The organism is Pseudoduganella albidiflava (assembly GCF_004322755.1).
GTDB lineage: Bacteria > Pseudomonadota > Gammaproteobacteria > Burkholderiales > Burkholderiaceae_D > Rugamonas > Rugamonas albidiflava.
Map to the genome: position 1 here is coordinate 6,140,107 of NZ_CP036401.1, position 13,236 is coordinate 6,153,342.

Genomic DNA, 13,236 nt, shown 5'->3' on the forward strand with positions numbered 1-13,236 from the left:
GCTTGGCGTTATCGTTCATGCCCATCTCAGCCTCCTAGGTCCAGTTGCGCATTGCCGGGTTTGACAGCAAACGGTCTTCTTCCATTGATGCGGGTTCCTCGAGAAGCGATGGGCCGGCGCACTGGTAGCCGTGGTGCCCGATGCCCGCACTCAGCTCATGGTCTTCGGGCTCCTCAGTGCAGTCGATTTCATAAGTGTCCCCACTTGGCAGCTCCACCATGTATCTGGCATCTGCATTGATCTCGTGCTTGAAGACGATGTTACCGTCGTCATCAGCCTTGCCTTGTTCGACCACACAGCCATCCTTGTACAGCTTATATGGGACCCCGGCTTGCGGTCGCCCACCGGCGGCGGCATGGCTCCCCAGGTTGAAGATTCCCTTCCCTTTCAAGTCCGCCTGCAGTGGCATCACATTTGCGATATCGAGGTTTTTCGCCCCCACGAACTCGTGCTTCGATGCATGCGATCTGATAATCCCTTTGGTCCCCTTCTCGATGCCGCCACCATTGAGCTTCATATAACTCCCCGCACCATTCAGCACGATTTCTTCTTTCGCCGTGATCGTGATCCGCTCAGCGTCCAGAGTGATGTTCAACTTGGCCAGGAGACGGATGCTGTTCGTAAGCGCCTGAATATCGATATCGCCTGACGCAGCAATTAACCGCATTCCGACCTTATGCACGAACAAGCGCAGGCCTTGACGAACGCTGGCAAATAGTCCGTCTTGCGTTGCGACCGAAAGGTTTCCGCCGCTCGTAACCGCCACATGTTCGCCACTTGCGATATGGATCGAACGGGTAGCCGTGGCAGCGATCCCTGCAGCACTGGACAAGACCACGTGCGGTGCTGTCAGTTCAGGAAGTTCGCCACTGCCACCTTTTATGCTGCCGTTCTGGTTTTCCAAAGCTTTGGCCGTCCTGGCTTGCGCTCCGGTGTTTTTCTCGTCATGCTGCTGCGCGAGCTCCGCCAGCGCATCGTGCTGCCAGTGCGCCTGGGCCAAACGCATTTCGGTAGCCGCCATGGCTTTCACGGAACCCGTGGCCCCGGTCCGTGCTTCGGTCGTCATCAACAGACCTTGTGCGGCACGTACGACACCATGGCCATCCGTGCGCAGTTCAAAACCATCACCGCGCTTCTCCTTGTGTCCCGCAATGCTTTCAAGCCGGTGAATCTGTCCCAGGGACAGCTGGCTATGCAGGTGATCGCTGCGTAGTTGTGCCTGGATCTGGTCCTTTGTATCGTCGAGTACCAGTTGGTTGCCCCGGAAGCCGGCGATTTCCTTGGAGCGAATGCCTGTCAGTGCGCGCTGACCAGGCAATTCCCAGGGGGCCTTATGGCGCTCGTTATAGACGACGCCAGTAATGATGGGCCGGTCCGGGTTCTCGCCCAGGAATTGCACGACCACTTCCTGCCCGATACGCGGCAAGCCGATCTGGCCGAACTGTGCGCCAGCCGTCGGCATCGCCACGCGGACCCACGCCGAGCTGTTGTCATCATTCTTGCTCTCGCGGTCCCAGTGAAACTGCACTTTCACTCGGCCGTAAATATCCGTGTAGATTTCTTCCCCGGGTGGCCCGGCTACGATGGCGGTCTGCACACTAGGAGCCGGGCAAGGATGGCTGTTGAAATTGCGGCCCGGCCGCCATCGGATTGTCCTGCGCAGGCAGGTGAATTCATTCCGGTAGTACGACGGCTCGTGCTTGGCGGAGTGGATGTTGTTGCCGGCCCAGTGCCGAACGGCGGTGATCAGGTAATCACGCTTGGCGATCGGATCGCGAAGCGCCACGTTTCGCACCGGCCAGTTCATCTTGCTGCTGTGATGATCGGCCAATGCGAAGCTTCGGCCGGGCATCGCTGCGCGATCGTTGCCGATTGCCATGAAATACTGCGTGGTCTTATCTGCCTCTTCCATCCGCCGCCGCGCCAGGGCCTCGCCCGCGTGCCCATCGGGATACCCGTATTCGCCCAGGTTTTCATACACCTCGTATGGCGGTACGTCTTCACCCTGATGGTTTTCCGATCCCCGGCCAGCAACGAATGGCGCCGGCCTCTTGTAGTCGAAGCTGGCAAGCGCCGTCGCACCCGATCCCATGCGGCGCACGGCCTGCCATTGGCTGATGCCATCGCTCTCGGCCGATCCGCCGAGAGCGAAGTACTGCATCATGCCCGGTTCGACTTCCCGTGTGCCACAGGCATCGATCGCATCAGCCAGCGTGCTGTCATCCGACAGCCATAGCGTGTGACCGTCCAGGCGGTGTTCATACCAGTAATAGAAGCCAGCGGCTTCCCAGCGCCGATGCAAATGATTGTGGTCGGTTTCGTTGTATTGAGCCTGGTACGAGATCGCCGGCGTCGTAGCGTTCATGGAAACTCGCCAGTCGCGCTGGAGGTAGTGCGCGAAAGTCTTCTCCGTCATTTCAAGGGCGGTGCAGCCTTTGAACGCCGTGCAGTTCTTGCGAAGCTTCGTGAACGCCAGCCATGGTTCCAGCACCGCGCGATAGTAAACGAACCCGCCGTCGGTCTTCAGGTAGCGGAACTGGGTGATGAAGCCATTGAAGTGACGTTCGGTACCGTTGTCGCGCACCAGCGAGACTGTCATCATCTTGCCGATCATGTCTTTCAACGGGATCGCGGCATCGTCGGACAGGAGTTCGACATCGAAGCGGAAGCCGCGCGACAGTTGTTCACGCGCCGATAGCGTGTTGACGACGAGCGCGGCATCCGGCCCGTCGTTATGAGGAAAATGCGAGCGCAGCAGGCGTCCCGTCTGTTCCAGCACCTTCATCACAGCAGTGCGTGCAAGTTCATTACCATTCAACGGCATGAAATGACTCCTCTCGGTTCAAGTTGCAGCAGATAGCGGATTTCAACAAGCGACTCAGCCTCGCCAACCAGGAACATGTCTTCTCCCAACCGGCGCATCTCGCCCGGCGTGTCCGAAAGAACCCAAGGCTGGATGCAATCCGGTCCTGGCAGCAGGCATATCTCGAATTCGAGCCGCGACTGGGGGGTAGCAAGGACCAGCAGGTCATGCAGCAGCCTGGCGCCCGCGCCATCCGGCAGCAGGCGATAGAAATCTGGCCGGGTGAGCGGGCCGATGACGATGCGCAGGCGCCGGTCCACGCGCCACACTTCCGGGCCGAGCGTGATGGCCCCGAGAATGCAGTGTTCGCTCCCCAGGATGAATTGCTGTTCGGGCGGGATGACGTCCCAGAACCCGGCATACGATTCAACGACAACGGGCAGCTCCAGTTCGCAAACAAGGATGTGTTCGAGCGCCGCTGCAGAAACCGGGCGCGAGCGCAGCAATCCTGCGTACCACGGCGTGATCTCGCTCTTCACGTCGAACTTCCCGCCGAGCATTCGCAACATGCGCCGCGATGCGTCGCGGCCCTCGGCGATGGGGGCGAGCTCCAGCCGGGGCTTGGCCCATGCCTGCCATAGTTGCCCAACCATGCGGGTCGAATAGATGTCGAAGAAGGCACGTGGCGCCGGATTGCCTTCCGCTGCCGCATGGGCACAGCGGTCCGTGTCATGGAAGGGCAAGGTGCCGGCGGTTCCCAGCAAGCCGAAACAGGCCGGCGTCAACGCGATCCGCATCTCTTCATCCGCTTCTTCGGCACGCAACGCTTCCACTTCGGCAGCCGGGAATGCCAGCGAGAGGCTGTTCTCGAAGCGCAGCACGCGGGTGAGCGCGTCATCGTGCGGTACGCGGTGCGAGGCGAGCCAGCGCAGCAGCAGCGTGACCGCTGGCATGAACTCGAACCGCCACGGTTCGTTGAAAATGCGGCCGATCAGGCCGGGCTTGCGTATCCGCTGCGCCGTTTGCATCGCAGGATCTCCTTTTTGTCGCGCTGCGACAGCAGCACCAGTTCGACATAGCTGTTGACCTGCACGTACAGCGCCAGGAAGTGGTCCATGACCTGGGCGAACAGGTGAATGCCGCTGCCGGTGAAAGCCTCTTCCTCCACCGTGATGTGGACTTCGATGCCATACACCAGCGACGAGCCGCAGGCATGCGGCATCCAGGCGGTTGCTTGCTTGTGATCGAGGCCAACGATCCCGGCGATCAGACGCTCGGCCACCACGGACCGGGGCAGGTTGTGCAACTGGAGCAACTCGGTCAGCGCCGGCAGGCCATCGGGTATCAGGGCGTGGTGGTTCAATGACAGGCATCCGATCAGGTCCCAGTGCGCTTCGCCCGAAGCAAAGCGATACACCGGAGTCGGGGCGGTCACGAAAGAGACGTGTCCTCCATCCGGCGTCTCGGACATCGACAGGTCCCCACCAGGAAGCCCATATCCCAACTGAACGGGCAGATCACGGTTGGTGCACGTGATATCGACGCTGACCGTGTTGCGCTCTTCGAAGTCCGCATCCGCATCGATCAGCGCCAGGCGTTTTTCAAAGCCGGGACTGATCTCGGCCAGGATGTCGTCGTGGCGCAGTGCCCAGTGATGCCCTTTCGCGACAGCGCCATTGCGGCGGGCATGCAGGCGCGTGAATTCGACGACGCCTTCCGTCCCCTTGGTCTGCTTGCAGACACGGTCGACGGTATAGACCTCGTATCGATCCGGCTGCGTGGCATCCGGTACCAGTGGATAGTCGGCCTTGGTACCGGTAACCGAGATCGGCCTCGCATGGTGCGCGAACAGGTTTACAACCGGAACGCAATTCAGCCGGAGGTTCGATGGCAAGAGCGTGCGCAGTATGCGGGCGGCCGCACCATCGGGCCGGATGCGCGACAGCGCGAGATGGAGCGTGACGGTATGCGCGCCCGCCGGCAGCAAGGAGCGCAGGGCGGCAAGATCGATATCGACAAAGCGGAATTTGTCGGAGAAGCAAAAGTATTCCGCCAGCACGCGCCATGCCGGATGCGAACGCTTGCCGAACGGGATCAGCGCCTCGCCTTCGCTGAAGCCAGCCGGGCTTACCGGCACACTCGCCAATGGTAGCCACCGGCCATCGGCCGCTTCGACGAAAGCGCTGCCCGTATGAATGAACAGTGCGTCGCGCAGGGCTGCATGCAGCGAAGGATCGCCATCGATGAATACGCTGAGCTTATCCAGCAGCAGATCCCTCAATGGAATTCGCCCGGAGATCGATGCGATGGTGATCGACAACGCCGCGGTTGCATGTGTCGCCAGCCTGGTCCCTGCGGGTGCCCTGATCAATGGATCGAACGATGCGGCCACGATCGCAATCGGCGCCAGCGACAGGTCCGCTGTCGTGCGGAAGCGGCATTGCACACCTGCCACCACCTGCTTTGCTTTCAGTTCCGTGCCACGCGGGATCACCCGAGGCACGTTCGCTGCGTCCACATCGAACGCGGCGACCGCGCAAGACGGAAACGGCCGCAACGCATGCGGATATAGCGCTTCGAGCAGTCCCTCCGTGAATTGCGTGTAGCCGTCTTCGAGTCGCTTGTCGATGCGCGCCGCGAGCAATGCCGTGCCTTGCAACACGCGTTCAGCTTGCGGATCGTCCGCCGGAATACGAATGCCGCCGGCGACGCGTGGGAAACGGGCTGAAAACTCGGCGCCATAGCGTCTCAGGAACATCAGGTTGCGTTCGAAATGGATCAGCAAGTCTTTCATGGAGCCCGTCCTGGAACGATGGAACCCCATTATTCGGTGACCTGTCACCAGTCAAGTTGCGCGCCATCAATGAAATTCCACATGGAAACATCATGCTATGGCTCACTTCACGCGAAAGGAGAATCATGAGCATTCCTTCGAAATTACTATGGGCGAGAGGCCTTCCAATCGGCCCCCAGCAAATGCAACAGCAGGACCGCTATCACGAAGTGCGCCTGCAGCAGACGGCCATGACGATCAACCCAAGCCTGTGGGGTGTTCGGCGGGCAGTCTGGGAAACCGACGAGCTGGCCAACAATATGCTGCATACGGAAGCGCTGTCGCTGCTGTTTCCCGATGGCGAGATCTACGACGCTCCCGTGTCGGATACGCCGCCGCAGGCAGTAGATCTGTCAAACCTGCCGGCTGAACAGTCCACGTTCACATACTTCGCGGCGCTGCCGATGTTGAACATGCACGGTGGCAATATGGCCCACGAAGCACGCTATGCACGCGAGGACGCCACCACTGCCGACCTTTATTCGGGAGGCCTGGCACTCGACGTGGCCTACCTGAAGAAACGAGTCTGCCTGCTGCCGGAATCCATGGCACGCACGGGCTATGTATCCTTCCCCATCGTCCGCATCAAGCGCTCCCCCACCGGCGGCTTCGAACTCGATCCCACCTTCATGCCCCCGTCGGTCACGCTGGCCACGGCGGCCGGCCTGCCCGGCATGCTCGATGCGCTGCTGGCCAAGCTGAACGCCAAGATCGCGGCGCTGTACGAACGCCACCGCCTGAACGGGCGCCAGGCCTTCGAAGTCCACGGCGGCGATGCCGCGTCGTTCTGGATGCTCAACGTGATCTGCACGGCGGCGGCCCCACTTACGCATGTGGCGCGCTATCGCCAGCACCATCCGGAATACGTGTTCGACAGGCTGACCGCGCTGGCCGGCGGCTTGATGACGTTCTCGCCGAAATATGCGCTGTCCGACCTGCCGTCGTACCAGCACGACGATCCCGGCCCCGGCTTCTACCGGCTCGACGCGATGATCCGCGACCTGATCGACACCGTGATCTCGTCCCGCTACTTCACAGTGCCGCTGACGCCGGATCCCGTCCGGATCACGCACCACCACGGTGTGCTCGATCCGGCGCGCGTGGAACGGCGCACCGAGCTTTGCCTGGCGGTGAGTGCGGACATGCCGGCGCTGGAACTGGTGGCAGCCGTGCCGGTGCGCTTCAAGATCGGCGCGCCGGACGACGTGGAGCACATGATCGGCGCGGCCTTGCCGGGCGTCGAACTGGTGCACATGGCGCAGGTGCCCGGCGAAGTACCGGTGCGGCCGAATACGTACTACTTCTCGCTCACGGCAAAAGGCAGCCTGTATGAAAACATGCTGAAGGCGCAGGCGATGGCGATCTATGCGCCCAGCGGCATGAAGGGCTTGCGGATGGAGTTGTTCGGCATCGCGCCGTAGGGTTTACGGCAATCCTAGTGCGTCGCGGATGGCGCGTTCGACAAGCGGCCAGCAAGGCGAGCTGGCCGCCACTTCGTCGTAATGGCTGGCGCCCGGCAGCACGATGACGTCGGCGGGGTCGCCGGCGGCGCGAGCGCGGTGCGCATAAGCTTCGGCGACCGAGGGCGGCGAAATACTATCGAGCTCGCCGTGGATCAGTACCGTGCGGATCCCGGCCGGCAGCATCTCCGCCGGGGAAGTGTCGGCAAACACGTCGGGCCGCTCGCGGCTCGGCACTCCGGCCAGTTGCGCCGTCTCGCGCTCGCAGCTGGAGCGGATCAGCGATGCCTGCAGGCGCAGGTCGGCCAGGCCACCCAGGCTGACCACCGCGGGAATGGGCACCGGATCCGCCACCCAGGCCGGACTCCATCGAGGCAGCTTGTGGCGCGACGCGGCCCATTGCGCCAGGTGCCCGCCCGCGGAGTGGCCGACGATGACGATGCGTTCCAGGTCGAGTGCCGGCTGGGCGCGCAGCAGGTCGACGGCGCGGGCCATGTCCTGGTACATCCCGGGATAGCCGCCGCCCTCCTCGTCATGCCGGCGGTATTCGACGTTCCACACTGCGATGCCTTGCGCGGCCAGTACACCGGCCATGGCGCGCATCTGCGTGATGCCGCCGTATTGCACGGTCCAGCAGCCGCCGTGCACCAGTACCGCCACGGGAAACGGCCCGTCACCGGCAGGCAGGAACAGCTCGACGAATTGCGACGGCGCGGGGCCGTACACGATGCGCGTGTCCGGCGCGGGGCCGGCCAGCGCAAGATAGTCCTGCAAGGTCATCGGAGAAGTCATGGCGGCCAATGAAAAACGGGGCAGTGCGCAGTATAGCGCCCTGCCCCGCCGCGTCAGTTTCCTGCTGCCGCCTTACGCTCCCTCATGCCCCCTTAGAACTTGAACTTAGAACTTGAAGCTGGCGCGCGCGTAGTAATAGCCGCCATTGATGCCGAACGGCGAGAACGACGGGTACTTCGTCACGCCCGCGTTGTCCAGGTTCGCGCGGTACACGGCCATCAGCTCCGCATTTACCTCGTCCGGATACTGGTTGAACAGGTTGTTGGCACCGGCCGACAGCGTCCAGTTCGGGTTCAGCTTGTAGCTCACTTCAAGATCCGTGATCGCCGTGGTGCCGATCTCGTTCTTGTAGTACGTGCCGCCGTTCGGCGAATCCCACGTATGGGACTTGCCGTAGATCGCCTCGCGCAGGTTGACGGTCCAGGCACCGGCGCGCCACAGCGCACCGATGTTGACGCGGGTTTTCGGCGACGCGGTTTCCAGGTTCGAGATCGCCGTGCGGTCCAGCAGCGTCTGCGGCTGCAGCTGTGCCGGTGCCTGGTTGATCTTGGTGACGCGCACCTGGTTCCAGTTGGCCGCCAGCGACCAGTCCACGCGGCCGTACTGGCCATAGTTGCTGTTCAGCGTGGCCACCAGTTCCAGGCCGCGCGAACGGGTGTTGACGGCGTTGGTGAAGATGTTGATGCCCGTTTCGCTGACCGTCGGATCGAGGATGTTGCCGTTGGCGAGGATCGCTGCCACCACCGCCGGCGAGTTCACCGCGCCGCCCGAGCCGTACACGGAACCGGAACCCACGATGCGGTCGCGGATCTTGATCTGGTAGGCATCCAGCGTGACCGACACGTTGTTGGCGGGGTTCAGCACGATGCCGGCCGACAGGTTGGTCGAGGCTTCCGGCTTCAGGCCGTCGATGCCGACCAGCTTCGCGCCCGCCGAATTCGGCGCCAGCTGCACGAATGCGCTGGTGGGGCCCACGTTGGTGGCGGAGTAGTACGACTCGGCCAGCGTGGGTGCGCGGAAGCCGTTCGAGTACGTGCCGCGCAGCGCGAAGGTCGGCGTGAAATCGTAGCGGCTGGTCAGCTTGCCTACCTTGGCATTGCCGAAGTCGGAGAAGTGTTCGTAACGCGCCGCCAGGTCGACCGTCAGGCCGGCGATCGGGAACATGATGAAGTTCGCGTAGACCGCCTTGTTGTTGCGGTCATGCTTGCCGGCGTCCGTCAGCGAGAAGCCGGGGTACGATTGCGAGCCTTCCTTGTAGCGCGAGAACTCGTCGCCGGCCTGGATTTCATATTCGTCGACGCGGTGCTCGAGGCCCAGCGCGAACGTCGACGGTTTCGCCCAGCCCATGTCCATTTCGGTCGACATGTCGAAGTTGTTGGTCCACTGGCTGGCGATGAACGTCCCGGCATGGAATACGGTCGGCGTGAAACCGGTATCGCGGTACAGCGACACGTTGGCCGAATCGACCACGCCGATTTCCGCCTTGTCGCGGCCATACGTGGTCGACAGCTCCCAGTTCCATGCGCCGCCGAACTTGCCGCGCGCGCCGGCCGTGAACGCGTAGTCGATCTCCTTCATCGTCTCCTTCGGGCTGAAGCCGAGCGGATAGACTTCCGGCAGGCGGTTCGGCATGCGGTAGTTCTCGTAGGCGCGCGCTTCCTTCTTGCCCCACGTGGCGAAAGCGTACAGCGAGGTGTCGTCGTCGATGTCGTAGCCGGCGTTCAGCGCCAGCGTATTCAGGTGATACTGCGCATCGCCGGCGATCTTGTTCAGGTGCGGATAGCCGGGTGCCTGCAGCAGCGGCATGCTGGCGATGTTCTGCGGGGCCGTCACGCGCGGGTCGATGTTGCCGCGGTCGCTGTAGCCGTGGTAGCGCGATTCGCCCGTGAGGCTGAGGAAGCCCTTGTCCGTCAGCCGGAAGCCGATGTTGGCGGTGCCGTCGCCCGTGTGGCCGCCGCCGTCGACGTAGGCGCCGCCGTTCACGTTGCCGGACAGGCCCTGGTTGTTCGACTTCAGGATGATGTTGACCACGCCGGCGATGGCGTCGGTGCCATATTGCGCGGCGGCGCCATCCTGCAGCACCTCGATGTGGTCGATCGCGGCCACGGGAATGTAGTTCAGGTCAGCCGCCGCGCCACCCTGGTACGGGCCGCCCAGCACGGCCAGGTTGGCGGTGCCGTGGCGGCGCTTGCCGTTCACCAGCACCAGCGTGTTGTTCGGCGACAGGCCGCGCAGCCGCGCCGACAGCGTGAGGTTCGCCGTGTCGCCGCCGAAGGCCTGGGCGGTGAACGACGGGATGTTCTGTGCGATGGCCTGGATCAGGTCCGGCTGGCCGGTGCGCTGCAGCGAGGCCGCGTCCAGCACCTGGATCGGCGAGGCGCTGTTTTCCGCTTTCAATCCGCTGGCCCGGGTGCCGGTAACGATCACGGCGCCCATCGAAACCGGTGCGCCGGCGGCACCGGCCACGTTTTCCGCTTGCGGTTCGGGCTCCGGTGCGCCGCCCGGTTCGGCGGCGAGCGACAATCCGGTATGCAGCAGCATGGCGGCGGCGCCCGTGGTGATGATGGCCTTGTGCATGGTGATTCCTTTTCTTTTATTGGAGATGGAAAAACGGGTGCAGCGAAAAACGGGCGTAAAGGGTCCTCCTGCCGGCGCGGATGCCGGCAGTTTCCCCGGACCTTGACGGCCCTTGAAGCGTCAGCTGACGTAGTCAGTCCATGAACTCAGCCCATGAAGTCAGCTCATGAACTCAGCCCATGAAATCAGCTCATGAACTCATTTCATGAAGTCAGCTCATGAAGCCAATTATTTTTTGGCGGCGACGACCTCGATCTCGACCAGCCAGCCGGCGGAGTTCAGCCCGGCCACCGTCATGACCGCGCGGGCCGGCAGGTTCGGCTGCGGGCCGCCGAAGAATTGCGTGTAGCCTTCCATGAAGCCCTTGACGTCGCCACGGCCGCCCTTCGACGGGTCGCCCACCAGGAATACCTGCATCTTCACCACGTCGCCCATCGTCAGGTTCATGCCCTTCAGGATTTCCTCGATCTTCTTCAGCACGCCCACGGTCTGCGTCTTCGTGTCGCCATAGGCGGCGATCGTGTCGGGGTTGGCGGCCTTGTCGATCATCGGCGGTACCTGGCCGCTGATGAAGTGGATCGTGGCGTTCGGTGGAATCGTGACCGCCTGCGCGATCGGGAAATCCGAACCGGGAATCTTGTGGCGGACGATGTCCTGCGCCGTGGCCGAAGCGGTAACGACGGCGGCGGCCATCAGCAGGGTGGCGGCGATATGCTGTTTCATGAAGCCTCTCTTTCAGTGTTTGTTGGACATCTGTCCGGCCGAGACCACCCCGGCCGAAATTTCGGTGCGCAGCGCGGCGACGTCCCCTTCGGGAATGCCTGGCGCCTGGTTGCCCCAGCTGGAGCGTGCATAGGTCAGCACGGCCGCGATGTCGCCATCGGTCAGGTTCTGCGAAAAATCGGGCATGCCGCCGCGGCCCTTGAGCAGCACGGTCGCGGGGTCCTTCGCCGGCCCCTGAACGAACGCGTTGCCGGCCAGCGCGGGGAAGGCGCCGGGAATGCCCTGGCCGGTGGGCATGTGGCAGGCCGCGCAATTCTTCTGGTAGACCGCCTTGCCGTCGGCGGCGCTCGCGTGCAGCGGCGTGGCGGCAGTGAAGCCGACGAGCGCCATCAGTGCGGTGACGTTATGCTTCATGCCATCGCCCTTTCATGGATGCGCGCCATCTGCTGCCACGCCGATTCGATCGCGCCGGCCTGCCAGCCCGTCAGGTACGACAGGTGTTCACCCGCCAGCAGCACGCGGCCTTCGCCTTCCAGCAGCGCCGGATAAGCGTTCTTGCGGCTTTCGTCGTTCCACTCGGCCCAGCCGCCCAGGTTGTACTGCACGCGGTGCCAGGCCACCGAGAATGCGTTGTCGAACGCATCGCGGTAGGCCGGGAAGATCTTTTCGCCGGCGGCCAGCGCGAACTCGGCCCGCTCGGCGGGGGTCAGGCCGCTGACTTCGATCGCCGCGGTCTGGTAGTTGTAGTAGCCCAGCACCACGCCCTTCTTCTTCTGCCAGCTGGTCGACGGCAGCGAGATCGTGTTGATGCCCTTCATGTCGGTCAGCACGTGGCCGCCGTAGATATGGTCATCCTCTTCCCAGAAGCGGCGCTTCATCTGCAGGCCGATCTTTCCGACCGGCGCGTAGGCCACCGACTTGATGGCGGTCTTGAAGCCGTCCGAGAAATCGGTATCGACCATGCGCAGCGTGGAGAGCGGCATCGTGCACAGGCAGAAGTCGGCCGTGACGGCGCTTTCCTTGCCCGATTTGGTATCCTTGAAGGCCACCGTCACGCTGTTCTCGCCGTGGCTGATCTTGCGCACTTCGGCGTTGTAGCGGATATGGCGGCCCACGCGCTTCTCGAACGCCTTGGCGATCGCGTCCATGCCGCCCACCGGCTGGAACATCGTGTTCTGCATCGGGTAGTCCTGCACCGCGCTGTAGATCTTGCCCACGCCGGAAGCCAGCAGGTCATGGAAGGCCAGCGGGTCGGAGAAGGCGCCCGGCCCGGGGCTTACCCCGGCGCCTGGATTGACGGCGAAGCCGCGGCCGCTGCGGCCCTTGTAACTGAGGTCGCCCGCCGCGAGGTGGCCTTCGTGCTTCAGGTAGTCGAGCAGTGCACGCTGGTCGTCGCCGGAGAGCGCCTTGTCGAGCTGGTGGTCCTGCACCGACTTGGCCAGCAGTTCGGCCACGTGGCCGCGCATGTCCGCCTTGATCTGCGCGGGGCGCAGGCGCTGCTTCGACAGCGGGCCGCCGTTTTCCAGGTAGACGAAGGAGTGATCGTTATCGTTGACCATCACTTCCAGCGGCACCTCGAACAGGCGCGTGTAGTGCAGCGTGGACTGGTGGTGCAGCGGGATACGCCAGGGGCCGTGGTTGATGTATTCGCCTTTCTCGAAAGCGCAGCGCTGCGTTTCGCCACCCAGTTCGGTCAGCTCGAAACCGTTGCGCGCGGTCTGGCAGCGGCCTCCGGCGAAACCGCGCGCTTCCAGTACCTGCACGCGGTAGCCCAGCTTGGCCATCTCGTAGGCGGCCGTCATGCCGGCCAGCCCGGCGCCCAGGATCACCACCGACTTGCCCTTGCCGCTGCCGGTCAGCGCCGGTGGGCCGGACATCGTCGATGCGATGCCCATGCCCCAGGCGTTCATCGCATTGAGCAGCAGCCCGGTACCGCCCACCGCGGCGGCACGGTACAGGAAATCGCGCCGTGTTACCGCCTTCATCAACCCTTGTTTCATCGCTGCCCCTTCTTGTGTAGGTGAACATGCTTGCACATGGGTATCTAA

9 protein-coding genes are annotated in these 13,236 nt (G+C 63.2%); 1 reads left to right on the forward strand and 8 read right to left on the reverse strand.

Annotation, left to right across the window (positions count from 1 at the left end; translation table 11 throughout):
- Positions 1-34: 34 nt before the first annotated feature.
- The 3 genes from EYF70_RS25525 to tssF are packed head-to-tail and all read right to left on the reverse strand — an operon-like array spanning position 35 to position 5,597.
- On the reverse strand, positions 35-2,824 hold the full coding sequence (locus EYF70_RS25525) for a type VI secretion system Vgr family protein (protein WP_229420554.1): 2,790 nt from the start codon (positions 2,822-2,824) through the stop codon (positions 35-37).
- Complete coding sequence (tssG, locus tag EYF70_RS25530; RefSeq protein ID WP_131147891.1) at positions 2,815-3,831, reverse strand: type VI secretion system baseplate subunit TssG; 1,017 nt, start codon at positions 3,829-3,831, stop codon at positions 2,815-2,817. Before tssG ends, EYF70_RS25525 begins: the two co-directional genes overlap by 10 nt.
- Positions 3,795-5,597 (reverse strand): type VI secretion system baseplate subunit TssF, encoded by a 1,803-nt coding sequence (tssF, locus tag EYF70_RS25535; RefSeq protein ID WP_131147892.1) that lies wholly within the window; start codon positions 5,595-5,597, stop codon positions 3,795-3,797. The genes tssG and tssF overlap by 37 nt, the downstream gene beginning before the upstream one ends.
- Positions 5,598-5,779: 182 nt before the next feature.
- Here tssF and tssK point away from each other — a divergent pair, with 182 nt between their 5' ends.
- A complete protein-coding gene (gene tssK, locus EYF70_RS25540; protein WP_229420555.1) occupies positions 5,780-7,057 on the forward strand; it encodes a type VI secretion system baseplate subunit TssK in 1,278 nt (425 codons plus the stop codon).
- Positions 7,058-7,060: 3 nt separating this feature from the next.
- Here the strand turns inward: tssK and EYF70_RS25545 are convergent, their stop codons facing one another.
- The 5 genes from EYF70_RS25545 to EYF70_RS25565 all read right to left on the reverse strand — a co-directional run bounded on the left by EYF70_RS25545 (position 7,061) and on the right by EYF70_RS25565 (position 13,188).
- The gene (locus EYF70_RS25545) at positions 7,061-7,888 is read right to left on the reverse strand and encodes an alpha/beta hydrolase family protein (protein ID WP_229420556.1); all 828 of its coding nucleotides are present in this window, start codon (positions 7,886-7,888) and stop codon (positions 7,061-7,063) included.
- A 105-nt stretch (positions 7,889-7,993) separates the two neighbouring features.
- A complete protein-coding gene (locus EYF70_RS25550) occupies positions 7,994-10,465 on the reverse strand; it encodes a TonB-dependent receptor plug domain-containing protein (protein WP_131147894.1) in 2,472 nt (823 codons plus the stop codon).
- A gap of 228 nt (positions 10,466-10,693) precedes the next feature.
- Entirely contained in the window at positions 10,694-11,188 is a 495-nt protein-coding gene (locus EYF70_RS25555; RefSeq protein WP_131147895.1) for a RidA family protein, read from the reverse strand.
- Positions 11,189-11,200: 12 nt separating this feature from the next.
- The gene (locus EYF70_RS25560) at positions 11,201-11,602 is read right to left on the reverse strand and encodes a c-type cytochrome (protein WP_131147896.1); all 402 of its coding nucleotides are present in this window, start codon (positions 11,600-11,602) and stop codon (positions 11,201-11,203) included.
- Positions 11,599-13,188 (reverse strand): flavin monoamine oxidase family protein, encoded by a 1,590-nt coding sequence (locus tag EYF70_RS25565; protein ID WP_131147897.1) that lies wholly within the window; start codon positions 13,186-13,188, stop codon positions 11,599-11,601. Before EYF70_RS25565 ends, EYF70_RS25560 begins: the two co-directional genes overlap by 4 nt.
- Between the last annotated feature and the right edge of the window lie 48 nt (positions 13,189-13,236).